The organism is Kitasatospora sp. NPDC032121, assembly GCF_055580145.1.
The window spans coordinates 533,807-557,419 of the sequence record NZ_JBVILX010000002.1 but is presented as its reverse complement, the minus strand read 5'-3'; the positions used below and the strand labels follow the sequence as shown (position 1 = coordinate 557,419).

Here is a 23,613-nt window from a genome sequence, read left to right as displayed (position 1 = left end):
CCGTCCCGGGGCTGCCGCGGCACGACACCCCCACCAGCGGAGTGTGACCGTACCCCGGCCACCCTTGTCAAACGGACGGATCCCGCTTTTTCACTTGCCGGGCTCTCCGACGCCACTCGAACGGTAACCCGATGACGGAGGTTCGCGCCCCGCGGAGGGGGGCCTTCGGCAGGTTCCGGAGGATGGAATGACGGATTTCAAGATCTGTCAACGGAAAATCGACGGGCGGGCACGGGCACTCGCCCGCGAACCGCTCGCGGGTACCCGGGGGTGGCGCTGCGGGGGTGGTGCTGCGGGGGTGGTGCTCCGGGATCACAGGGGCCGGGTGTGCGTCTGGGGTGCGAACAGGGGTTGCGCTCGGCGGTGTGAGCAGGGGTTGCGCTCGGGGGTGTGAGCAGGGGTTGCGCTCGGGAGCGTGCTCAGGGACCGCCGGTGGCTCAGCCGCCGGCCGCGGCCAGGAGTCCGGCGCCCGCCGCCAGGCAACCCACGCCCAGGACGCTCCACAGCAGGTCGACGACGACCGCCCGGCCGACCTCCTCCGCCGCCAGCACCACCCGGCTCGGGCGCCGCGGGTCGTAACAGATCCGCACCGAGGCGCCGGGCACGAAACGGTCCGGACGGCGCAGCGGGGTGTGCCCGCGCGGACGGGCGATCACGAGCCCCGCGATCCCGAACGCGCCGGGCTCCCCGACCGAGGGCGGCACCGAGAAGGAGAGCAGCGGCGCGCTGTCCAGCCGGCCGTGCACGTCGTCCTCGGCCACCACGGTGGCCACCGCCGGCGTCCCCCGGCGGCGCACCCGCAGGCGCAGGCTCACTTCGGCGGCGCACCAGAGCAGCAGCACGCCACCGAAGAGGGCGAGCACCGACCCGCCCACCATCGCCGTCGTCGCGTCCACCCCTGGCCCCCGGCTCCCCAGCTCTGTCCACAGCCTGTGGACAGAGCTTCACAGCGGAGAGCCAACGGGAGACAGCCGCTCGGCGGCGACCGGACGAACCAGGGGGTACGGGCGGGTGAACCGGCCCGGCAACGGCAGGGCCGGTCCCGGCGAGGGCTCACCTCGAGGGGGCCGGCCTCGACGTGCCCGGGTTCGACGTGCCTGGCCTCGACGTGCCCGGGTTCGACGTGCCTGGCCTCGACGTGCCCGGGCTCAGCGGACCGGCTCGATGAACCCCTGCTCGGTCAGCAGGCGCAGCGACTCCGGCACCCGGTCCCGCAGGACCACCCGGTCCTCGCCGAGCAGCTGCGCGATGGCGTCCACGATCTCGCCCGCCGACAGCGTCCCGTCGCAGACCCCGACGAAGCCGGCACCCACGGTGTCCACCTTGGTGGCCCGCCGCATGCCGCGGTTGTGACGCAGGATCACGTGCTCCGGGTCCTCCGCGCCCGGCGCGCCGACCTGCTCCTGGACCACCTCGTCGGCCAGCACGTAGCGGGCCGCGAGCAGGCCCGCGTCGTCGTGCGAGCGGAGGAAGTCCTGCCGGTCGAACCAGGCCTCGATGTGCGGGCCGAGCGGCTGCTCCACCGGGTGCGGCCACTCCTCGACCCGTACGGTCGGACGCTCGGCGCCACTCGCCCGCAGGGTGATCCAGCCCATGCCGATGCCCTCGACCCGGCCCGCCTCGAAGGCGTCCAGCCACTCGCCGTACCGGGCCTGGTAGTCGCCGCCGGGGCCGCGGTGGTCCCCGCCGTCGCGCAGCCACAACTCGGCGTACTGGGCCACGTCCTGGACCTCGCGCTGGACGATCCAGGCGTCCAGGCCGGTGCCCGCGACCCAGCCGGCCAGCCGCTCGTGCCAGTCCTCGCCCTTGACGTGCTGCCAGTTGGCGAGCAGCTGGCAGTAGCCGCCGGGCTCCAGGTGCTCGGCGGCCGAGCGGACCAGTTTGCGGCACAGGTCGTCGCCGGCCATGCCGCCGTCGCGGTAGGTGAACCGGCCGGCCGGCGAGATGACGAACGGCGGGTTGGAGACGATCAGGTCGAACTTCCGCTCCCCGACCGGCTCGAAGAGGCTTCCGGCGGACGCCTCGATGTTGTCGAAGCCGGACAGCGCCAGGGTCAGCTCGGTGAAGCGCAGCGCACGCGGGTTGACGTCCGTCGCGGTGACGGTCCCGGCGTGCCGGGCCGCGTGCAGCGCCTGCACGCCGGAGCCCGAACCGAGGTCCAGCGCGGCCCGGACGGGGCGACGCACGGTGATGTTGGCCAGCGTGGTGGAGGCACCGCCGACGCCCAGCACCAGGTCCTTGCGGGCCACCCCGTGCGCGGTCTCGCCGGAGCCGATGCCGCCGGCGCCGCCCACCGCGCAACCGAGGTCGGAAACCACCCAGGCGTCCGAACTGGGCATCCCGGCCACCTCGTTGGCGTACGGTCGGACGTCGACGGTGGCGCGCACCAGATCGCCGTCGGAGCGCAGCCAGCCGTCCGCCAGGCAGTCCTCCACCGGCAGCGCGGCGGCGGCCGCCCGGTACGGGACCGGCTGCTGGAGCAGGAACAGCCGCACCAGCGTCTCCAGCGGGCTGCCCCCACGGGTCGCCCGCAGCGCCGGGACCGCCTCGCTGCGGGCCAACGCCGAATAGCCGGTGGGCCCGAGCAGGTCCAGGCACCCGTCGGCGGTGAACGAGGCGGCGAGCAGCGCCTCACGGAACTTGGCGAGGCGGGTCGGGTCGAGAACGGGGCTACTGATCACCCCGCCATTGTCCCCCGCCGCCCACCCCGCGGCCGCCCCTGCGCCCCGCGCCCACCCAACCGAAGCCCACACCACCCCGCGCGCCCCCGAAAGCCCCCACGCGCCGCCCTTGGGCGCACATCAAGTCGTTCCGCGGCCGCCCTGGGCCTGCCGGCTCTCGGGAACCACCCCTCCGATGGCGCCGACCCGCGGGAAAACGGCGGTTCCAGGGCAGCGGCCCACCACGGACACCACCTCCGCAAGGCCCGCAGGCCCGCGCCGCCCAGCGCCGGCCGTGACCGGTACCGGAACGGACGCGCCGGATCGTCCGGCCCGCCGCTCGGCCCGTGCTGGGCCCCGTGCTGGGCCCATGTTGGGCCCGGGGCTAGCCGCAGTGACGGGCGGCGGCGCGGGAGCGGTGGTCGCACCGGGCGCGGCCGGGCTCGCACGGTCAGTCGCACCGGGCGCCGGGGCCCGCGGAAGACGGCTCCGGGGCTGACCCACCGCGAGCACCGCCTCCGCGCGAACCACCGGCCCGCGCCACCACCGTCGCCGACGCACCGCCTGCCACCGGACGTGACCCCGGTACCGGGACGGACGCGGCGGATCGTCCGGCCCGCCTAGGCTCAGCTCGCGCTGGGCGCGGGGCTCGCCGCAGCCGCAGGCGGCATCGCGGGAGCGGCAGTCACACCGGGCGCCAGGGCCCGCAGAAAACGGCGGTTCCGGGGCGGCGGCCCACCCACGGACACCACTTTCCGCGCGGGCCACGGGCCCGCCACCCGGCACCGGACCAGGCCGGTACCGGGACGGACGCGACCGGTCATCCGGCCCGCCCAGGCTCAGCTCGCGCTGGGCGCGGGGCTCGCCCCAGTGGCGGGCGACGCCGCGGGAGCGGTGGTCGCACCGGGCGCGGCCGGGCTCGCACCATCAGTCGCACCGGGCGCCGGGGTGTCGGTGGCACCGGGGGTACCGGGCGCCGCCGGGGTCGTGGCCGCGCCGCCCGGCGCCGGGGTGCCGCTCGCGCCGGCACCCGCGCCACCGGTGGCACCAGCGGTCGGGGCGGTCGTCGAGGACGGCTTGCAGCCCTCCTGCTTGGCCATCGCCGCGCCGAGGTCACCGCGCTGGAGCTTGCTCTGCGCCTGGGTGGAGAGCGAGGCCAGCTGCTGCACCTGGTCGGCCACGCTGCGCAGCCCGTCGGCGAACTTGGCCTGGTCGGTGTTGGGCAGCGCGTCCAGCTTCTTCTGGACCTCCACGTAGCCGTCGGCCGCCTTCTTCAGCTCGTCGACGGTGTCCTTCTGGAGGGCCGCACCGTCCTGCACCTTGGGCGCCCCGGCCGCGTCGATGGCGGCGGCTATGTCCTGGTTGGTCTTGGCCAACCGCCCGATGTCCGTGGAGAGCCGCTTCTGGAGGTCGGCCGGAGCCTCGCCGGTCTTCACCTGGCCGGTGTCGGCGAGCGCGGCCTGTGCCTGGGCGATCGGGTCCTTGGCCGCGCCGCAGACGGTCGACGCCCAGGACTCCAGCTGCTTGCTGTTGTTGTCGTCGCCGCCGCAGCCGACGGCGCCGAACGCGAGCAGCACGCCGAGGGCGGGTACGGCCAGCAGTCGCTTGTTCACCGGGAGAGGCCTTTCGGTTTCGGTCGTCATCGGTCGTCGAACCTACACGGCCGGTGTCCGTCCCCCGGTTCCCTGCACTGTTGCCCGCCCGTCGGCCGAGCCCCGACCGGGCCGCGTCCGCGGCGGCACCCGGGCATCCTCGTCCAGCCCGCCGGAGGCGGCCACGGGCGTGCGCGGTGCACCGGGCCCGGACATGCCGGAAGCGGTGGATCGCCGGGATCACCGAGTTGCCACCGCGTGCCCGGGGAGCGGGCTCCAGCCCCCGGCATCGCGAGGGAACGAGGGAGCGCCGAAACAACAAGGGAGCGCGGAAACACGGACACGCGGAAACGCGAAACGCCGAACTCGGGAAAGGCGCCTCAGACAGCGACGGAAGCGACCGAAACCGGCCAGCTCATCCGAATCAGGCCACCGTCCGTGCCGTTGGTGACCTCCAGGTCCTCGACCAGGCCGGTGATCACCGCGAGACCCAGGGTGTCCTCCTCCGGCTCGCCGCCCTCGGCGTCGCCGGAGGCCGGGACGGCGGCAGGGCCGGCCTCGTCCTCGACCTCGATGAGGAAACGCTTCTCCTGATCGATCAACGCGACCCTGACCGCGCCACCGATGCCTCCGCGCTGGTGCAGCCCGACCGCACGGGAGCAGGCCTCACCGACCGCGAGCCGCACCTCGTCGAGCACCGACTCGTCGACCCCGGCCCGTCTGGCGACGGCCGCGGCGACCAGCCTGGCCGTCCGCACGTGCTCGGGAAGCGCGCTGAATCGAAGTTCGACGGTTGCCATCTCTCCCCCTCGGGGTGCTCCGACCGGGGCCGGAGGTCCGGCCCCTGCGGGCCGGCTGCACCGGCCCAGTGGCGCCCGGGAGACGCCGGGCCACACGGGCCCGGGCCCCGGACGCGAGGTAACGAGCTGGGCCGGCCGCACGGACCGGCCCGGCCGCGTCAGTCGGTCGCCTGGACCGCGTCGTCCACCGACGTGTGGATCGGGAAGACCTTGGTCAGGCCGGTGATGCGGAAGATCTTCAGGATGCGCTCCTGGTTGCAGACGAGGCGCAGCGAGCCCTCGTGAGCGCGCACCCGCTTCAGACCACCCACCAGCACACCGAGGCCGGTCGAGTCGAGGAAGTCAACGCCCTCCATGTCGACGACGAGGTGGTACTTGCCGTCGTTGACGAGCTCGACCAGCTGCTCCCGCAGCTTCGGGGCGGTGTACACATCGATCTCGCCGCCAACCTCGACGACCGTACGATCGCCGACTGAACGGGTCGACAGGGACAGGTCCACGGAACCTCCAGCACCTTGCCTTGCTACGTCATGTGCGATCCTCGGCCGGACGGCCGCCACCGCATGGTCGCGAGCCCGGGCGCGCCCAGCCAACGCGTGGCAAGCCTCAGCGCTGCGACCCACGGCCATACGGCCGTCACGGCCACATTCAACCACCTGCGGCCATGCCCGCACGATGGCTTACGACGATTCTCCGTCACGCCGGTGACACACTGGGTCCTCATGCCGCCCCGACACAGCCCGCCCGAGGCACTGCTCACGACCCTGGCCACCAGTCGGGGGCGGTCCGACCGGCTCACCCATACGGAGCACCTTCCCGCCCGGCCTGCACGTTATTCACCGTGGCCCGACTCGATCCGTCCTGAGGTGGTGGCCGCGGCGCGCGCCGTCGGGGTGGAACAGCCGTGGGCGCACCAGGCAGAAGCGATGAACCTGGCCAAAAGCGGCCAGACTGTGGTGATCGCCACAGGCACCGCCTCGGGCAAGTCGCTGGGTTACCTGGCCCCGTTGCTCAGCGACCTGCTGGACGGCACCGAGGCCCGCAACGGCCGCGGCGCCACCGCGCTCTACCTGGCCCCGACCAAGGCGCTCGCCGCCGACCAGCGCCGCCGGGCCGCCGAACTCGCCCCGCCGAGGGTCCGCGCCGCCCTGTACGACGGCGACACCCCGCCCGAGGAGCGCGAGTGGGTCCGCCAGTACGCCTCCTACGTGCTCACCAACCCGGACATGCTGCACCGGGGCATCCTGCCCGGCCACGCCCGCTGGTCCTCCTTCCTCAAGGCGTTGCGCTACGTGGTCGTCGACGAGTGCCACAGCTACCGGGGCGTGTTCGGCTCGCACGTCGCCCAGGTGCTGCGGCGGCTGCGCCGCATCTGCGCCCGTTACGGTTCGTCACCCACCTTCCTGCTGGCCTCCGCCACCACCGCCGACCCGGCCGCGACCGCCCGGCGGCTGACCGGCCTGCCCGCCGTTGCCGTCACCGAGGACGCCTCGCCGCGCGGGCCGATGGTCTTCGGCCTCTGGGAACCGCCGCTGACCGAGAACGTCGGCGAGCACGGCGCGCCCGTGCGCCGCACCGCGACCGCCGAAGCCGCGCACCTGCTGACCGACCTGGTCGAGCGGGAGACCCGCACCGTCGTCTTCGTGCGCTCCCGGCGGGCCGCCGAGCTCGTCGCACTCCAGGCCCAGGACCAGCTCGGCCGTCCGCTCGCCGGACGGGTGGCCGCCTACCGCGGCGGCTACCTCGCCGACGAACGCCGGGCCCTGGAGCGCGACTTGCACACCGGCCGACTGCTCGGCCTCGCCTCCACCTCCGCTCTCGAACTCGGCGTCGACATCTCCGGTCTCGACGCCGTCCTGATGGCCGGCTATCCCGGCACCCGGGCCTCGCTCTGGCAGCAGGCGGGCCGGGCGGGCCGGGAGGCCCAGGGCGCGCTCGCCGTCCTGATCGCCCGGGACGACCCTCTGGACACCTACCTGGTGCACCACCCGGAGGCACTGTTCGCGGCCCCCGTCGAGGCCACCGTGCTCGACCCCGACAACCCGCACGTGCTCGCCCCGCACCTGTGCGCGGCCGCCGCCGAACTCCCGCTCACCGAGGCCGACCTGGAGCTCTTCGGGCCTTCCACCGAGCCGCTGCTGCCGGTTCTGGAGCGGCGCGGCCTGCTGCGCCGGCGCGGCGACGGCTCCTGGTACTGGACCCGCCGCGAGCGCGCGGCCGACGCGGTGGACCTGCGCGGCAGCGGCGGCAGCCCGGTGCAGATCGTCGAGGCCGACACCGGCCGGCTGCTCGGCACGGTGGACGCCGCGGCCGCCCACACCACCGTCCACACCGGGGCCGTCCACCTGCACCAGGGCCGCACGTACCTGGTCAGGGAGTTCGACCTGGAGAACTCCGTGGCGCTGGTCGAACCGGCCGACCCTCCGTACACCACGGCCGCCCGCGACATCACCTCCATCTCCGTCCTCGACACCGACACCACCGTGGACTGGGGCGAGGGCCGACTCTGTTTCGGCTCGGTGGAGGTCGTCAACCAGGTGGTCGGCTACCTCCGCAAGCGGATCTCCACCGGAGAGATCATGGGCGAGACCAAGCTCGACCTGCCGCCCCGCACGCTGCGCACCCGCGCGGTCTGGTGGACCGTCACCGAGAACCAGCTGCTCGACGCGGACATCCCGCTCGACCAACTGCCCGGCGCCGCCCACGCCGCCGAGCACGCCTCGATCGGCCTGCTGCCGCTGTTCGCCACCTGTGACCGGTGGGACATCGGTGGCGTGTCCGTGCCGCTGCACCCGGACACCGGGCTGCCGACCGTGTTCGTCTACGACGGCCACCCGGGCGGGGCCGGCTTCGCCGAACGCGGCTTCCAGCGGGCCGTCGAGTGGCTGACGGCCACCCGGACGGCGATCGCCTCCTGCGAGTGCGAGCGCGGCTGCCCGTCCTGCGTCCAGTCACCCAAGTGCGGCAACGGGAACGACCCGCTGGACAAGTCCGCCGCTGTCCGGCTCCTGGACGTCCTGCTGGCCGGAGCACCTGGCGCCGCCGAGGCACCGGACGACGGACCGCAGCCGGACGGCGGGCGGAAGCCCGCGACGGACGAGCCGGAGGCGCCCTCGGGACCGGACGGTGGAGCGCCGACCGGTTCATGAGGCCGCCGCCGCTGCGCTCGGAGCCCCGGCCGGGGATCCGCCCGGCCCGCCGCCCGGCGCGTCCTCGGAGCCGGTGACCGGAGCCCGTACCGGTCCGGCTCGGGCGCTCGCCCGGGCCGGACCGACCGGCACTCGGGCCGGGAGCCCGCGGACCTCCGCCTCGGCCACCACCTCGACGGCGTCCGCCGACCGGTCGACCGTGCAGGACACCAGCCCGGCGCCCTGAGCGGCGGCGATCCCGGCGGCCCGGCCGCAGCCGCCGTCCTGGTCCAGCAGCAGCCGGTCCGCGGCGGCGAGGGCCGCGAGGTCGGCCGCCGACTCGGCCCGGTGCCGAGCGGCGACCACCGAGCCGACCGCGAGTGTCCCGGCGAACACCGCCGTGCCCGACATCGCCAGGGCGAGCAGCCAGACCGTCGCCGAGCCGGCGTCCGGCCCTCGTCCGCCCAGCGCCGCCACTCGGGCCGCACGAGTGCGCAGCACCCGCTCCGCCGTCTCCCGCAGCCCGATCAGGACGGCCATGGGCCACCACCGCCCTCCGTGGCCGCCATCAGGACGTCCTCCCGCGCCGCCACGGCCGCCGCACCGAGCCGGACGGCCAACAACTCGCCGAGTCTGCCCGGCCCCGCGCACGGCGCCTCCACGTCGACCCGGACCGTGTCGGCCGCCACGGCCACCCGGACCCGTGCGCCCGGCGGGGCCGCCGCGCGGGCGAGTTCGGCCGCGTCCGCCTCCCCGCGCGCGGCCGCCCTGGCGCCGACCCGGGCGGCGTCCACGCAGCGGATCTGTGCGGCCGCCGCGAGTACGCCCCAGATCAGCATCGCCGCGAGCAGGACGAGTGCCGGCAGCGCCACCGCCGTCTCCGCCGTCACGAAGCCCGCGTCGCCGCGCCGCCCCGGGCGCAGCGACCACACCCGGCGGGCGCCGCCCTCCCCCGTGCGGCCCCGGCCTGTGTCCGGGCCCCCACCACCCGCCCGGAGCGCGGGCGGGGCGGGGTCGAGGTGTCCGCCTCGCACGGCGGAGGCGGGGCCGTCCATCGCCCGCCGGGCCGACAGAAGTCGGCGGCCGACACCATCCGCGCCCCAAGGCTTTCCGGCCCTACGCCGCATGGAGCGCCCGCACCAGCATGTCGGTCAGCGCACTCGTGATGGCATCGCCGGTCACCACCTTGTACAGCACGGCCGCGAGGGCGCACGCGGCCAGCGTCCCGACGGCGTACTCGGCCGTGGTCATCCCGGCGTCCGAGCGGCCCCGGAGCCGGGCCACCCTGCGCACCCGGCAGGCCACCCGGCGGCTCCTCCGCCGCCACGTGCCGGCCGACGGGCGGAGCGGACGCCCGGCACCGGGCCCGATCGCGATCACTGCGGTCATGAAACTCTCCTGTCGCTCGATGTCCATTGCTGTCTGTTGCTGCCGGTCGTCGTCTGCTGCTGTCCCGCGCCCGGCTCTTGTTCACATCGCCTGGGCGAAGCGGCTGGTGAGGCCGACGACCACCGGCACCACGCCGATCAGGACGAAGGCCGGGAGGAAGCAGAGCCCCAGCGGCGCGGTGGCGAGCACCGCGGCCCGGCGGACCCGGGCGTGGGCCGCCCGAGCGGCCGCCGTGCGCTGCCCCTGGGCCAGCCCGATCAATGGGCCGGCGGCGGGGACACCGCCGAGGCTGCTGCGCTCCAGGCAACGGGCCAGCGGTGCCAGCGACGGGTGCTGCTCTCCCAGTCGGTGCCAGCACAGCTCCGGCGGAGCGCCCAGGGCCAGTTCGGCCCCGATCGCCACCAGCCGGGGCCCCAGTGGCGCCCCCACGCTCCGGCCCACCGCCGACACGGCTTCCGAGGGCAGCGCCGCCGAGCCGAGGCAGGCGGCCAACAGCTCGGCACCCAGGGGGAGTTGCCTCGTCAGAAGCTCCTCCTCGCGGACCGCCTTGCGAGCGCCCGTCGACGGCGCCCGGGCCGACCACCGGTGGACGCCCACCGCCAGCAGCACCCCGACGGCCGGCCCGGTGCCGCCACCGAGCAGTGCCGTCGCCGCGAGCCCGACGACGACCGCCGCCACCGCCTGCCGCCGATGCCCAACCCCCAAGGCCGTCAGCCCGGTTCGATTCCGAGCCTCCTGCCGCTCACGGGCCCGGGCGAACACCCCTCGGCGCCTCACCCGGCCGCGCACCCACGCCCATCCCAGGACAGTCGCACCCGCCGGGAGGACGGCCGCCGCCCACTCGATGCCCCGGATCACCCCGCCCCCGCCCCGAGCACTCGTGCGCGCACCCGAGACAGCCCGCAGTGCCGCTCGCCCGCCCGCGGACCCGGTGCGACACGATCGGCGAGTCGACGTCGCCCGCCCCGCCCCGGGGGCTCCTCCAGCGCCCCTCGGGCCGCAGCCCGGACGATGCGCGCCGTCCAGAGCACACCCAGACCCTCCAGGACCGCCCCCGCCACGAGGCAGCCCAGCCCGGACGGGGTGTGCAACAGGACCTCCAGCGGACGCGCCCCGAGCGCGGCACCGAGGAACAGTCCGACGCCCGGCAAGGCGGCCAGGACGGCGATCGTCGCGCGCGGCCCGGCCAGTTCCCCGGCGATCTCCTCCGCGAGTGCCCGCTCGCCGCGCAGCGCCTCCGCGACCCGGTCCAGGGCGGCGGCCAGCCCCGACCCGCTGTCCGCGGCCACCCGCCAGCAGGCCGCGATGGCCGCGGCCCCACGACCGCCCGGCAGTTCGGCCAGCAGGTGCAGCGCGGCGGGCACGTCTCCGCCGTACCGGCCCGCCGCCAATCGGGCCACCGGCTCCTCGCCGAGCCTGCGCAGCGCCTCCGGGGCGGCGGCGAGTCGCGCGGTGACCAGGTGCAGCGCCTGTTCCGGCGTCGCCCCGCCACGCAACTCCCCTGCCAGGCCCGCACAGAGGTCCACCACGGCCGCGGCCCGGTGCCCGGCCTCCGCCGCCAGGCGTCGCCGCAGCCGCCAGCTGCGCAGCGGCAGGACGGCCAGGACTGCCGCGAGCGCCGGCACCGCCGAGGCGGTGGCCTGCCCGGCAGCCAACCCCAGTGGCAGGAGCAGGAGTTCGGGTGCCAGGAACTCCGGCAACTGACCCCGGCTCCGCCCCCGAACAATCTGCCTCCGCCCTCGGCCCCGCTCCACGACCTCCGGGCCCGGCCACCGCACCGGAGGCCCACTGCCCGCCAACACCAGCCTGGAGCGTCGCCCACCCGGCAACTGCTCCTGCACCGCCCGCCACGCGGCGGCGGCCACCAGGCACAGCACCACCGTCCAGCCCAGCGCGATCTGACTTTGCATCATGTCGATCACCTCCGTTGCCTCCAGTCCTTCCGACCCTGGCCACCAAGCAGCACCAGGGCGCCCACGGCGCACCCGCCCAGCAACAGGGCGAAGGCGAGTTCCATCACCCGCACGTCCGCTCCGACCGCCCTCGCCGCCGCCGCGATCACGACCGCCCCGGCCCGAGCGACACCCCGCGCGCCGCCAGCAGTCCGACCAGCCGCGCCCAGCCCGCACCGGGACGCATGCCGCCGGCCGCGGGGAAGGCCACGGCGGGTGTGGTCACGGCCGAGCCGTCTCCCGCCCCGGCCAACGTGTGGACCTCCGCCACCCGGCGCCGCCCCGAACCCGGATCGCGGACCAGGTGCACCACCACGTCGAGTGCGGCCCGCAGCTGGCTGTGCAGCGCCGCGCGGTCGAGACCGGCGAGCGCGCCCAGGGCCTCCAGCCGGACCGGCACGTCCGCCGCCGTGTTGGCGTGGACCGTGCCGCAGCCGCCCTCGTGCCCGGTGTTCAGCGCGGCCAGCAGGTCCGACACCTCGGGCCCGCGGACCTCGCCGATCACCAGCCGGTCCGGGCGCATCCGCAGCGCCTGGCGGACGAGGTCGCGCAGGGTGAACTCGCCCAGCCCCTCCTGGTTGGGCGGCCGGCCCTGGAGCCGGACCACGTGCGGATGGGCCGGTCGCAGCTCGGCGGAGTCCTCGGCGACCACGATCCGCTCGTCCGGCCCGACCAGGCCGAGCAGGGCTGACAGGAGCGTGGTCTTCCCCGAGCCCGTCCCACCGGACACCAGCAGTGACAGCCGGGCCCGCACGATGCCCGCGAGCAGTTCCGCACCCTCCGGTGGAAGCGACCCGCCCGCCACCAACTCGTCGAGCGTGAACGGCCGGGAGCGGCAGACCCGCAGCGAGATGTGCGTGCAGCCGGCCGCGATCGGCGGCAGCACCGCGTGCAGCCTGGTGCCGTCCGGCAACCGGGCGTCCACCCAGGGGCGGGCGTCGTCCAACCGCCGGCCGGCCGCGGTGGCCAGCCGGTGGGCCAGCCGCCGCACCGCCTCGGCGTCGGCGAAGCGGACACCGGTGGCTCGCTGCAGGCCGCCGCCACGGTCGACCCACACCTCCTCCGGACCGTTCACCAGGACGTCCGTGACGTCGGGTGCCGCCAACAGCCGCTCCAGCGGGCCCGCACCCACCAGTTCGGCGCGCAGCGAGCGCACGGTGTCCAGGACCTCGTCCCCGCCGAGCGGCGGGCGGGTGGCCCGCAGCGCGGCCGCGACCGAGCCCACCGTCGGGGCGGCCCCCGACTCGGCCAGTCGCAGCCGGACCGCGTCCACCAGGGCCGCCGTCCGCTGCTCGCGGGCCGTCCGGCCGTACGGGCAGGGCCCGTGCCCGGGCTCCGGCGGCACGCCGGGCACCGGCACGCTCCGCAGCGGCCGGTGCTCCCGCGCACCGCCGTCCTGGCCGGGCGTGCCACCCCGGAGGACCGTTCCACGCAGACGGCCCATCAGTACACACCTCCCCCGACCGCCGGCACCGGCGGCAGCACCTCGTTCAGGAAGCTCGCGCAGAAGCGCGCGAGCGGGCCGCTCTCCCGGATGCCGGGCGGGACGCCCTTCACGACGTCCTGGGCCAGACCCGGCTCCGGCTCCAGCTCCCCCGCCAGCGGCAACCGCAGCCCTCGGACGATCTGCCGGGCCGGCAGCCCGCCGGCCCGCACCGGCCGCACCACGGCCCGCACGTCCCCGAGCCGCATCCGGGCCGCCGCGGCGACGCGGTCGGCAGCGGCCACCGCGCGCAACTCGGCGGACACCACCAGGAGCGCCAGGTCGGACTGCTCCAGCGCCTGCCCCGCGGCCGCGTCGAGGTGTCGGGGTACGTCGACCACCACCAGCCCGCCGCGCCGCCTGGAGGCGGCCAGCACGCTGCGCATGGCCTCCGGCGGCACCGTCAGGGTGTCGCCGCGGTCCCAGGAGAGGCAGGACAGCGCGGAGAGCCGCTTGAGCACCGGCAGCGCCCGGGCCAGCTCGGCCCCGCTGACCCGCCCGCGGGAGCCCGCCAAATCGGGCCAGCGCAGCCCGCTGACCCGCTCGCCGCCGAGCAGGATGTCGAGGCCCCCGCCCAGCGGATCGCCGTCCAGCAGCATCGTCCGCCGGCCCGCCCGCGCGGCCGTGACCGCCAGCGCGCAGGCCAGGGTCGAGGCCCCGGCCCCGCCCGAGCCGCCGAGCACCGCGACGGTGACCGCCGGGCAGCCGACGCCTTCGGCCGCGTCGGCGATCCGGTCGAGCAGCCAGGCCTCGGCGTCGGGCAGGAACAGCACGTGTTCGGCCCCGAGTTGGACGGCTCTGACCCACACCCCGGGGTCGTCCAGGTCCAGCCCGAGCAGCAGCACCCCGCCGCGCCGCCCCAGCGCGGAGCAGCGGACGGCCTGGTCGTCCCCGACCAGGACCAGCGAGGCCCCTTCCCAGAGGGCCCGCGTCGGCGGGGCGCCCCGGACCAGCCTCGGCTCGGTGCCCGCCGCCGCGCAGACCCGCAGGAGGTGCTCGGCCAGGCCCTCGTCCTCGGTGACGATGAGCGGCCCGGCGACCGCGGGGCCCTCGGCGGTGATGTGGTCGGCGATCGGCGTCGACATGGATGCTCCCCTCCGCGCCGCCTGCCACCAGGCCGGCGACGCACGTCGGACGATTCCGGCGGGCGGCCGCCCGACAGGCCTCTGAGGGAGGAAGGGGTGAGGCCCTGCCCGGCGACCGCCGCCGGTCATCACGGTGGGGGGAGATCCGGATTCCGTCATCCGGCATTCGATTGCCTGTGGATAACTCGTGGGCTGTGGATGAAATCGTTCACCCGGGCGGGGGGCTAATCGGCGAAGAATTGACGAAAAGGGGTCACCGAGATGAACCGGCGGTCCGTCGCACCCCGTTCGACCGATCTCTCCGACCCCCGCCCGCCGCCTTCCGGACACCGCCTCCGGGCGGGATCGCGGCACCGATCGGAACCAGCCGTTCGATCTCCGACGGACATGAGCGAATGGCAACGCAGAGTGACGGAAGTCGATCGGCGGGCCGAGGTGTCGACACCCCCTGTAGGCCGTCGGGGCCACGACGGCGGATCCGCCGCGAGAGGCGTTCAGGCCCTGAAAATGGCCCCGGACGTGCGACGACCCCCGCCGGGGGGGAGAGCGGGGGTCGTCTATCCACAGCCCGGCTCGGGGGGGAGGAGCCGGACCGGGTTAGCACGGTCGCGAACGATCCGTGACTTCCATGGTGTACCCGAGCGGCCAGAAACACAAACCCGCACGCCCGCGAGTACGCCGAATGGCGGGGTGTTTTGCGACTCCCTCTATCCTCGGTTCCCGTGGACACCACCGAGAACGCCGACGACCACGCCGACGAGTCCCAGGGCGACACCACCGGCGCCGAAGAGCTCCGCCCGCAAGAGCTCCGCCCGCCCGTTCGCCCGAGGCCCGGAGGGCCGCGCACGGCGGCCTTCTTCGACCTCGACAAGACCATCATCGCCAAGTCGAGCGCGCTGGCCTTCAGCCGCCCGTTCTACCAGGGCGGTCTGATCAACCGTCGGGCCGTACTGCGCAGCGCGTACGCCCAGTTCGTCTTCCTGGTCGGCGGCGCCGACCACGACCAGATGGAGAAGATGCGCGAGTACCTCTCCGCACTCACCCGGGGCTGGAACGTCCAGCAGGTCCGCGAGATCGTCGCCGAGACCCTGCACAACCTGATCGACCCGATCATCTACGACGAGGCGGCCTCGCTGATCGAGCAGCACCACGCGGCCGGCCGGGACGTGGTGATCGTCAGCAGCTCGGGCTCCGAGGTGGTCGAGCCGATCGGCCGGCTGCTCGGCGCGGACCACGTGATCGCCACCCGGTTGAAGGTCGAGGACGGCTGCTACACCGGCGAGATCGAGTACTACGCCTACGCCGAGAACAAGGCCGCGGCCATCCGGGAGTTGGCCGCGACCGAGGGCTACGACCTGGCCGCCTCGTACGCGTACAGCGACTCCTCCACCGACCTGCCGCTGCTGGAGGCGGTCGGCCACCCGTCGGCGGTCAACCCCGACCGCGCACTGCGGAAGGAGGCGCAGGCCCGGGAGTGGCCGGTGCTGGTCTTCGAAAAGCCGGTGGAACTGCGGCGGCGGCTACCCGAGTTCTCCGCTCCGAGCGGCTCGGTGCTGACCGCCGTGGCGGTCGGGACGGCCGCGGTGACCGCCGGGGTGATCTGGTACCTGGCCCGCCGGCGGCGCCCGCTCGCCTGAGGCTCCGGGGCCCACACCCCCGGAATCCTTGGCCAAAACGGGCAATCGGGACAGACTTCTCGTTTCGGGTTCCCCTTTCGCCCGAAACGCGATACAAATGAAGCACGGCCCGCGAGACCCGGTCAGGACCTAAGAGGTCAAACCGACAACGCAGTTCAGGCCCCACGGACCGCACGTACAGATATCCGGGCACCCACATGCAGCCGACCCGCTGTCGGGCCGCCGGACCAGACGAACGGGCAGGATCCCCGTCTGATCGGCACTTCCGGTGCATGCATGGTCACCCGGTATCTGCACCAGCGGCGGCACCCGGCAGGATCAGGTGCCGCCGCATCTTCGTTTCCGCGCGCCTCCGCGACCTCCGCACGCCTCCACGGTTCCCGCGCGCTTCCCGACGTCCGCACGCCCCTCGCGGGGCGTGCGCGCCGCTCCACGTCCGGCCGCTCAGACCATCCCGCGCTGCATCGCCTCGCAGACCGCCGTGCTCTCCCGCACGCCGAGCCGCAGCGCCCGGCCGCAGTGGGCGATCCAGGACGCCATCCCGTCCGGGGTGCCCGCCAGGTAGCCGGCCAGGGCCCGGCGGTAGGCGGCGGTGCCGAGCTCCGCCAGGCCGACCTCGGCCGGGCAGATCGACTTCGGGTCGAGCCCCTCGGCGATCAGCACGATCCGCTGGGCGGCCCGCGCGATCACCCCGTTGTGGGTGCCGAACGGCCGCAGCGCGAGCAGTTCGCCGTGCACCACCGAGGCCACGACGAGGGCCGGCGTGCCCACGCCCTGGCCCTCCGCGCGCGCCACCAGCAGTCGGGAGAGCTGGTCGAGCCGGGCCGCGACCTCCTCCGCACCGGGCGCCGGCGGCAGCGCGGGCAACGGCCCGTCCGCGGCGTCGACCTCGACGCTCTCCACCGGCTCCAGTGCCAGCGGGAACAGCTCCTCGGCGCCCTCCCCGGCCCGCCGCGGACGACCGGCGGCCGGATCGCCGTCACCGACCGCTAGCAGGTGCAGCCGGGCCAGTACCTGGAGCGGCGAGTGCCGCCAGATGCTGAGCAGCTGGCCGGCCTCGGCGGCGATCCGCAGGGCCGCGCCGACCGTCCGGGCTTCGGGGTCCGCGCCGAAGTCGCTGCGGCGGCGGACCTCCTCCAGCGGCCAGTCGGCCCCGGCCAGGGCCGCCGACGCGCGGGCTCCGCGCAGCGCGGACTCGGAGGTGACCTCGGCCGCGCGGCGGCGCATCACCCGGTGGCCGTAGAGCCGGTCGACGGCCTTGCGCACCTCGGCCACCGCGTCGGGCACCCCGGGGAGCTGGGCCAGCGGGGCGAGGGGATCAGTTCCAGTGCTCACCTACCCGAGAGTAATGAACGGGCCGCCCCTCCCGGAACAGCAACCCCGCATCACCCGTTAGAGGCAATCCTCACTTCCCGCCCCCGGCGAAACCCAAACCCCGGCTAGCATGACCACTATCGGAGACGATAACGATTTCCAACTGGGGAACGCGTCGCGCGCCCTGGGCAGGCGGCCCGTCCCGAGGGCCCTGAGTGAGAGCCGGAGTCCCCAGATGAAGATCGCCTTCGTCGGCAAGGGCGGCAGCGGGAAGACCACGCTGTCCGCACTGTTCATCCGCCACCTGGCGGCCATGGGCCGACCGGTCATCGCCGTGGACGCCGACATCAACCAGCACCTGGGCCCGGCCCTCGGCCTGACGGACGACCAGGCCGCCGAACTGCCCTCGCTGGGCAGCCGCCTGCCGGAAATCAAGGAGTACCTGCGCGGCAGCAACCCGCTGATCCGCTCCTCCGACGAGATGATCAAAACCACGCCGCCCGGCCGCGGTTCGCGACTGCTGCGGATCGTCGAGGAGAATCCGGTCTACGCCTCCTGCGCCCGCCCGATCGCGCTGGACGAGGGCTCGGTCCGGCTGCTGGCCACCGGCGCGTTCACCGAGGAGGACCTCGGGGTGGCCTGCTACCACTCCAAGGTCGGCGCGGTGGAGCTGCTGCTCAACCACCTGCTGGACGGCCCGGGCGAGTACCTGGTGACCGACATGACGGCGGGCTCGGACTCCTTCGCCTCCGGCCTGTTCACCCGCTTCGACCTGACCTTCCTGGTGGCCGAGCCGACCCGCAAGGGCGTCTCCGTCTACCGCCAGTACAGGGACTACGCCCGCGACTTCGGCGTGCGACTGAAGGTCATCGGCAACAAGGTGCAGGGCCCGGACGACCTGGCCTTCCTGCGCCGCGAGGTCGGCGACGACCTGCTCACCACCTTCGGGCAGTCGGACTGGGTGCGCCGCCTGGAGCAGGGTGCCGAACCGCCGCTGAAGTCCCTGGAGCCGGCCAACCGGACGGTGCTGGAGGAGCTGCGGATCGAGGCCGACGCGGCGTACGGACGGCGGGACGCCCGCCGCTACACCGAGCAGGCGGTGCTCTTCCACCGCCGCAACGCGGAGAGTTGGGCCAACTCCAAGGTCGGCATCGACCTCGCGACCCAGGTGGACGAGGACTTCGTCCTGGGCGGGCTCGCGGACGACGGCGAGCGCACGGCCCCGGCGGGCGCCCACGTCTGACCGGCACCGCCGCAGTCGAACGGGCCGCGGCCTCCCCACCCCGGGGAGGCCGCGGCCCGTTCCTCGTGCCCGGGCGCGTCCACGCGCCGCCACGCTCCCGAGGCCGGCCGACCCACCGCCACCAGCAGATTCCCGACCGTTCGGCCACCACCCATTGGAGTGAACCAGGGGGTTTTCCGCTTCCCTCCCGGAACCACGCTGTGCAAAGCTTTCATTACCCTCGGTTTACCGAGTCTTGATGGTTCGTCCGGCGGCCCCGGTGAGACGTCCCGCACCTCGCCCGGAGTCCTGGCGGGCCTGATGGTCAACGCCGGCCGGTGGCGCCCGCACTCCCCCGCCGCGCCCACGCCATCCCGCCACACCGTCGCGCCCACGACAGCCGATCCGCCCCGGAGCCCCACCCCCGGACTCACCGCCGGACCTGACTGCGTTCGCTCCCCCGGACAGACGGGAAGACAATGACCCTCGACATCTCCAGTGCCCCCATCGCCTCCGACACCACCGACCACGCACCGCCGGGCCCCGGCCCCCGGATCCGCTGGGCCCAGGACCTCTCCGCCTCCCTCGTGGTCTTCCTCATCGCCGTGCCGTTCTCCCTCGGCATCGCGCTCGCCACCGGCGCCCCGCTCACCGCCGGACTGGCCGCCGCGGCCGTGGGCGGGATCGTCGCCGGGCTGTTCGGCGGCACACCGCTCCAGGTCAGCGGCCCCTCCGCGGCGCTGACGGTGATCACCGCCGGGCTGATCGCCCAGTACGGCTGGCGGGCCACCTGCGCCGTCACCGTCGCCGCCGGCCTGCTCCAACTCCTGCTCGGCGCACGCCGGGTGGCCCGGACGGCGCTCGCCGTCTCGCCCGCGATCGTGCACGGCATGCTGGCCGGCGTCGGGATCACCATCGCCGTCGCGCAGCTGCACGTCGTCCTCGGCGGCTCGCCGCAGAGCTCCACGATCGCCAACCTCCTGGCCCTTCCCGGGCAGTTGGCCGGCCCGCACCCGCCGGCGCTGCTGGCCGGCGCGGTGACGGTGGCCGTCCTGCTCGGCTGGCCCCGGCTCGGCCGACTGCCGGGCCGCGCGGGCGAGTTCGGTGCCCGGCTGGCCAAGGTGCCCGGTCCGCTGGCCGGGGTCGCACTGGCCACCGCGCTCGTGTTCACCCTGGACCTGCGGCTCGCCCGGATCGAACTGCCCGCCTGGCGGCCGCAGGCGTTCCTGCCCGCGCTGCCGCACGGCCCGGTGCTGGGGCTGCTCGCCGCCGTCCTCACCGTCACCGCGGTCGCCAGCGTGGAGTCGCTGCTGTCCGCCGTCGCGATCGACCGGATGTCCCGCCGCACCGGCGACCTCGACCGCGAACTGCGCGGCCAGGGCCTCGCGAACCTGGCGAGCGGCCTGGTCGGCGGGCTGCCGGTCGCCGGCGGCGCGGTGCGCGGCACCGCCAACGTACGGGCCGGCGGCCAGACCAGGTGGTCCTCGGTACTGCACGGCGTCTGGGTGCTGGCCGCCGCGCTGGCGCTGACCGGCGGGCTGCGCCGGATCCCGCTGGCCGCGCTCGCCGCGCTGGTGCTGGCGGTCGGGCTGCAGATGGTGGATTTCGCGCACATCCGCAAGGTGCACCGGCACCGCGAGTTCCCCGTCTACCTGATCACCGTGCTCGGCGTGGTGGCCGCCGGCGTGCTGTGGGGCGTGGCGATCGGCGCCGGCACCGCCATGCTGCTCGCCCTCTACCGGCTGACCCGCGCCCACGTGGACGTGGAGACCGGCCCCGGCGGCACGGTCACCGTCCACACCCACGGCCCGCTCACCTTCACCACCGTGCCCAGGCTCGGCCGGGCGCTGGCCGGCATCCCGGCCGGAGCCGAGGTCACCGTGGTCCACGACGGCTCCTTCCTGGACCACGCCGCGTACGAGACGCTGCACACCTGGCGGGCCGGGCACCAGGACACGGGCGGCCGGGTCTCACTGGTGACGCGCCGCCAGGACGGCGAGGTGCTCGACCCGGACGGCACCGTGCGCGCGGGCAGTTCACCGGGCCCGCACCGCTGTCGGGCCTGGACGCCCTGGGTCGGCCACCACTGCATCGAGCAGCAGGAGGACCCGCACGGCCGGCTGCTGGACGGCGTCCGGGTGTTCCAGCTGCACACCGCCCCGCTGATCCGGCCGGAACTCGCCCGGCTGGCGCGCGAGGGGCAGACGCCCTCCCAGCTCTTCCTGACCTGCGCGGACTCCCGGATGGTCACCAGCATGATCACCAACAGCGGTCCGGGTGACCTGTTCACCGTGCGCAACGTGGGCAACCTGGTGCCGGCCCCGCACGAACCCGGCGCGGCGGACGACTCGGTGGCCGCCGCGGTGCAGTACGCGGTCGAGGTGCTGGAGGTGCGGTCGATCACGGTCTGCGGCCACTCCGGCTGCGGTGCGATGCAGGCCCTGTTGGACGGCGTGCACGAGCGCCCCGGGCCGCCCACCCCGCTGGCCCGCTGGCTGCGCAACGGCCGCGGCTCGCTGGACCGGCTCCGACGCGTCCCGGCGGAGTTCGCCTCCCGGCCCGTGGTGGACGTCGTGGAGCAGCTCTGCATCACCAACGTGGTCCAGCAGTTGGACCAGTTGATGGCGAACCCGGCGGTCGAGCGCCGGGTCGAGGAGGGCACCCTGCGGCTGGTCGGGATGTACTTCGACTTCGCGACGGCCCAGGCCTACGTCCTGGACCGGGCGGCCGGGACGTTCAGCCCGGTCGAGGCCCACCCCGGGAAGCACCCGAACGCGATCGAACGCCACGCCGAGGCTCCGATCGGAACCGACCCCGGCGTCCGACCGAACGCGGCATCGGCCGAACGGGTGAATGAGGACGATCGGGTTCCGGTCGAGGGTGGTGAGGAGGACCCCCGGCTGGCTGCCTGAGAGCCGGGCCCGTGTCCCCGCCGGGCGGGCCGGGGCACGGGCCCATCCGCCCCCGCGCGGTCGTCCGGTCCTCCCCGGCGGACCGCACCGGAGGCCGGTCGACCGCCGATCAAAGGTCTACACCAATTCCCAGGAGCCTCTTGTCAACTGCCCCGTTCGCCTGGTGAGCTGTGCGCTGGGACACACGGGACAATCCCCACGCACGGGATCGCCCCCGATCATGACTCGATGAGGAGTGCGCGTTGAGCAACGAGAGCCTGGCCAACCTGCTCAAGGAGGAGCGGCGCTTCGCCCCGCCGGCAGAGCTCGCCGCAGCCGCCAACGTCACCGCGGCCGCGTACGCGCAGGCCTCCGAGGACCGTCTGGGCTTCTGGGCCGAGCAGGCCCGCCGCCTCACCTGGGCCGTCGAGCCGACCGAGACCCTCGACTGGTCCAACCCGCCCTTCGCCAAGTGGTTCGCCGACGGCAAGCTCAACGTCGCGTACAACTGCGTCGACCGCCACGTGGAGAACGGCCTGGGCGACCGGGTCGCCATCCACTTCGAGGGCGAGCCCGGCGACGGCCGTTCGATCACCTACGCCCAGCTCAAGGACGAGGTCTCGCAGGCGGCCAACGCGCTGCTGGAGCTCGGCGTCCGCAAGGGCGACCGGGTCGCCGTCTACCTGCCGATGATCGCCGAGGCGGTCATCGCGATGCTCGCCTGTGCCCGGATCGGCGCCACCCACTCGGTGGTCTTCGGCGGCTTCTCCTCCGACGCCGTCGCCTCCCGCATCCAGGACGCCCAGGCCAAGCTCGTCATCACCGCCGACGGCGGCTACCGCCGCGGCAAGCCCTCCGCCCTCAAGCCGGCCATCGACGAAGCACTCACCAAGGCCGACGGCGTCGAGCACGTCCTGGTGGTCCGCCGCACCGGGCAGGACATCCCGTGGACCGAGGGCCGCGACGTCTGGTGGCACGAGATCACCGCGCGCCAGTCCACCGAGCACACCCCCGAGGCGCACGACGCCGAGCACCCGCTGTTCATCCTCTACACCTCGGGCACCACCGGTAAGCCCAAGGGCATCCTGCACACCTCGGGCGGCTACCTCACCCAGGCCAGCTACACCCACCACGCGGTCTTCGACCTCAAGCCGGAGACCGACGTCTACTGGTGCACCGCCGACATCGGCTGGGTCACCGGCCACTCGTACATCGTCTACGGCCCGCTCTCCAACGGCGCCACCCAGGTCATCTACGAGGGCACCCCGGACACCCCGCACCAGGGCCGGTTCTGGGAGATCGTCCAGAAGTACGGCGTGAGCATCCTCTACACCGCGCCGACGGCGATCCGCACCTTCATGAAGTGGGGCGACGACATCCCCGCGAAGTTCGACCTGTCCTCGCTGCGCGTGCTGGGCAGCGTCGGCGAGCCGATCAACCCGGAGGCATGGGTCTGGTACCGCGAGCACATCGGCGGCGGCCGGTGCCCGATCGTGGACACCTGGTGGCAGACCGAGACCGGCGCCATCATGATCAGCCCGCTGCCGGGCGTCACCGAGACCAAGCCGGGCTCGGCCCAGCGCGCCCTGCCGGGCATCGCGGCCACCGTGGTGGACGACAACGCCGTCGAGGTGCCGAACGGCTCCGGCGGCTACCTCGTGCTCACCGAGCCGTGGCCGTCCATGCTCCGCACCATCTGGGGCGACGACCAGCGCTACATCGACACCTACTGGTCGCGCTTCGAGGGCCGCTACTTCGCCGGTGACGGTGCCAAGAAGGACGAGGACGGGGACATCTGGCTGCTGGGCCGGGTGGACGACGTCATGCTCGTCTCGGGCCACAACATCTCCACCACCGAGGTCGAGTCGGCCCTGGTCGGCCACCCGTCCGTGGCCGAGTCCGCCGTGGTCGGCGCGACCGACGCCACCACCGGTCAGGCCATCGTCGCCTTCGTGATCCTGCGCGGCGGCGTCGCCGACAGCCCCGAGCTGGTCGAGGAACTGCGGGCGCACGTCGGCCGCACACTCGGACCGATCGCCAAGCCGAAGCAGATCAAGGTGGTCGGCGAGCTGCCGAAGACCCGCTCCGGCAAGATCATGCGCCGCCTGCTGCGCGACATCGCCGAGGGCCGCGAGGTCGGTGACACCACCACCCTGGCCGACAGCACGGTGATGAGCCAGATCCAGGCCCAGCTGCCGTCCTCGGACAACGGCAACGGCTGAACCCACCCGGCCGGTGACGGCCGAGCCCCTTGAGACAACGGCTGTGCCCCGGGCGGCGACCACCGCCCGGGGCACAGCCGTTTCCCGCAGGCGTTTCCCGCAGCCGTTTCCCGCAGCTGTCTCCCGTGGCCGTTACCGCAGCCGTTCCGGCAGCCGTTTCCCAGAGCCGGATCCGACAGCCGCTACGTCAGCACCCTCCGTGACCGCTGCGCCCCGGGGTGCAGAACCAGTCCACAGG

18 protein-coding genes are annotated in these 23,613 nt (G+C 74.5%); 5 read left to right on the top strand and 13 right to left on the bottom strand.

All coding sequences use genetic code 11. From position 1 onward, the window contains the following. Positions 1 to 437 precede the first annotated feature (437 nt). The 5 genes from ACZ5OX_RS08385 to bldG form a co-directional block, all read right to left on the bottom strand. Positions 438 to 896, bottom strand: a complete 459-nt coding sequence (locus ACZ5OX_RS08385) for a hypothetical protein (protein WP_465629245.1) — start codon at positions 894 to 896, stop codon at positions 438 to 440. A gap of 252 nt (positions 897 to 1,148) precedes the next feature. Then, complete coding sequence (locus ACZ5OX_RS08380) at positions 1,149 to 2,681, bottom strand: DUF7059 domain-containing protein (protein ID WP_465629244.1); 1,533 nt, start codon at positions 2,679 to 2,681, stop codon at positions 1,149 to 1,151. Positions 2,682 to 3,499: 818 nt separating this feature from the next. Continuing rightward, complete coding sequence (locus ACZ5OX_RS08375; protein ID WP_465629243.1) at positions 3,500 to 4,273, bottom strand: hypothetical protein; 774 nt, start codon at positions 4,271 to 4,273, stop codon at positions 3,500 to 3,502. Positions 4,274 to 4,632: 359 nt separating this feature from the next. Continuing rightward, positions 4,633 to 5,052 carry an ATP-binding protein gene (locus ACZ5OX_RS08370; RefSeq protein WP_465629242.1) on the bottom strand — a complete coding sequence of 140 codons (420 nt, stop codon included), beginning with the start codon at positions 5,050 to 5,052 and terminating at the stop codon, positions 4,633 to 4,635. Between the two features lie 158 nt (positions 5,053 to 5,210). Next, on the bottom strand, positions 5,211 to 5,552 hold the full coding sequence (gene bldG, locus ACZ5OX_RS08365; RefSeq protein ID WP_316522720.1) for an anti-sigma factor antagonist BldG: 342 nt from the start codon (positions 5,550 to 5,552) through the stop codon (positions 5,211 to 5,213). A gap of 222 nt (positions 5,553 to 5,774) precedes the next feature. On the opposite strand from bldG, the gene ACZ5OX_RS08360 reads away from it, so the two are divergent. Then, positions 5,775 to 8,201: a DEAD/DEAH box helicase gene (locus tag ACZ5OX_RS08360; RefSeq protein ID WP_465629241.1), complete on the top strand. Its 2,427-nt coding sequence runs from the start codon at positions 5,775 to 5,777 to the stop codon at positions 8,199 to 8,201. Here ACZ5OX_RS08360 and ACZ5OX_RS08355 read toward each other — a convergent pair. From ACZ5OX_RS08355 to ssd, 7 genes are all read right to left on the bottom strand, one after another. After that, positions 8,196 to 8,720, bottom strand: coding sequence for an Rv3654c family TadE-like protein (locus ACZ5OX_RS08355; protein WP_465629240.1), 525 nt, complete (start codon positions 8,718 to 8,720; stop codon positions 8,196 to 8,198). The genes ACZ5OX_RS08360 and ACZ5OX_RS08355 overlap by 6 nt on opposite strands. Further along, positions 8,708 to 9,070, bottom strand: coding sequence for a TadE family type IV pilus minor pilin (locus ACZ5OX_RS08350; protein WP_465629239.1), 363 nt, complete (start codon positions 9,068 to 9,070; stop codon positions 8,708 to 8,710). The genes ACZ5OX_RS08355 and ACZ5OX_RS08350 overlap by 13 nt, the downstream gene beginning before the upstream one ends. 226 nt (positions 9,071 to 9,296) lie before the next feature. Then, complete coding sequence (locus ACZ5OX_RS08345) at positions 9,297 to 9,569, bottom strand: DUF4244 domain-containing protein (protein ID WP_465629238.1); 273 nt, start codon at positions 9,567 to 9,569, stop codon at positions 9,297 to 9,299. Positions 9,570 to 9,650: 81 nt separating this feature from the next. Further along, a complete protein-coding gene (locus tag ACZ5OX_RS08340) occupies positions 9,651 to 10,247 on the bottom strand; it encodes a type II secretion system F family protein (RefSeq protein WP_465629237.1) in 597 nt (198 codons plus the stop codon). A gap of 176 nt (positions 10,248 to 10,423) precedes the next feature. Continuing rightward, positions 10,424 to 11,482: a type II secretion system F family protein gene (locus ACZ5OX_RS08335; protein ID WP_465629236.1), complete on the bottom strand. Its 1,059-nt coding sequence runs from the start codon at positions 11,480 to 11,482 to the stop codon at positions 10,424 to 10,426. Positions 11,483 to 11,627: 145 nt separating this feature from the next. Next, positions 11,628 to 12,965, bottom strand: a complete 1,338-nt coding sequence (locus ACZ5OX_RS08330; protein ID WP_465629235.1) for a TadA family conjugal transfer-associated ATPase — start codon at positions 12,963 to 12,965, stop codon at positions 11,628 to 11,630. Beyond that, positions 12,965 to 14,089 carry a septum site-determining protein Ssd gene (gene ssd / locus ACZ5OX_RS08325; protein ID WP_392868203.1) on the bottom strand — a complete coding sequence of 375 codons (1,125 nt, stop codon included), beginning with the start codon at positions 14,087 to 14,089 and terminating at the stop codon, positions 12,965 to 12,967. Before ssd ends, ACZ5OX_RS08330 begins: the two co-directional genes overlap by 1 nt. 722 nt (positions 14,090 to 14,811) lie before the next feature. On the opposite strand from ssd, the gene ACZ5OX_RS08320 reads away from it, so the two are divergent. Beyond that, entirely contained in the window at positions 14,812 to 15,726 is a 915-nt protein-coding gene (locus ACZ5OX_RS08320) for an HAD family hydrolase (protein WP_465629234.1), read from the top strand. A 444-nt stretch (positions 15,727 to 16,170) separates the two neighbouring features. Here ACZ5OX_RS08320 and ACZ5OX_RS08315 read toward each other — a convergent pair whose 3' ends face one another. After that, entirely contained in the window at positions 16,171 to 17,061 is an 891-nt protein-coding gene (locus tag ACZ5OX_RS08315; protein WP_465629233.1) for a Fic family protein, read from the bottom strand. A gap of 214 nt (positions 17,062 to 17,275) precedes the next feature. Here ACZ5OX_RS08315 and ACZ5OX_RS08310 point away from each other — a divergent pair, with 214 nt between their 5' ends. From ACZ5OX_RS08310 to acs, 3 genes are all read left to right on the top strand, one after another. Continuing rightward, positions 17,276 to 18,283 carry an ATP-binding protein gene (locus tag ACZ5OX_RS08310; RefSeq protein WP_392868212.1) on the top strand — a complete coding sequence of 336 codons (1,008 nt, stop codon included), beginning with the start codon at positions 17,276 to 17,278 and terminating at the stop codon, positions 18,281 to 18,283. 458 nt (positions 18,284 to 18,741) lie between these two features. After that, entirely contained in the window at positions 18,742 to 21,174 is a 2,433-nt protein-coding gene (locus ACZ5OX_RS08305) for a SulP family inorganic anion transporter (RefSeq protein WP_465629232.1), read from the top strand. A 242-nt stretch (positions 21,175 to 21,416) separates the two neighbouring features. Then, positions 21,417 to 23,375 carry an acetate--CoA ligase gene (gene acs, locus ACZ5OX_RS08300; RefSeq protein ID WP_465629231.1) on the top strand — a complete coding sequence of 653 codons (1,959 nt, stop codon included), beginning with the start codon at positions 21,417 to 21,419 and terminating at the stop codon, positions 23,373 to 23,375. Positions 23,376 to 23,613: the final 238 nt, after the last annotated feature.

Bases quoted from the DNA above. Each gene is read 5' to 3' on its own strand.
- ACZ5OX_RS08370 (WP_465629242.1), bottom strand. From the start codon at position 5,052: ATGGCAACCGTCGAACTTCGATTCAGCGCGCTTCCCGAGCACGTGCGG.
- ACZ5OX_RS08360 (WP_465629241.1), top strand. From the start codon at position 5,775: ATGCCGCCCCGACACAGCCCGCCCGAGGCACTGCTCACGACCCTGGCC.
- ACZ5OX_RS08355 (WP_465629240.1), bottom strand. From the start codon at position 8,720: ATGGCCGTCCTGATCGGGCTGCGGGAGACGGCGGAGCGGGTGCTGCGC.
- ACZ5OX_RS08345 (WP_465629238.1), bottom strand. From the start codon at position 9,569: ATGACCGCAGTGATCGCGATCGGGCCCGGTGCCGGGCGTCCGCTCCGC.
- ACZ5OX_RS08335 (WP_465629236.1), bottom strand. From the start codon at position 11,482: ATGATGCAAAGTCAGATCGCGCTGGGCTGGACGGTGGTGCTGTGCCTG.
- ACZ5OX_RS08330 (WP_465629235.1), bottom strand. From the start codon at position 12,965: ATGGGCCGTCTGCGTGGAACGGTCCTCCGGGGTGGCACGCCCGGCCAG.
- ssd (WP_392868203.1), bottom strand. From the start codon at position 14,089: ATGTCGACGCCGATCGCCGACCACATCACCGCCGAGGGCCCCGCGGTC.
- ACZ5OX_RS08310 (WP_392868212.1), top strand. From the start codon at position 17,276: ATGAAGATCGCCTTCGTCGGCAAGGGCGGCAGCGGGAAGACCACGCTG.
- ACZ5OX_RS08305 (WP_465629232.1), top strand. From the start codon at position 18,742: ATGACCCTCGACATCTCCAGTGCCCCCATCGCCTCCGACACCACCGAC.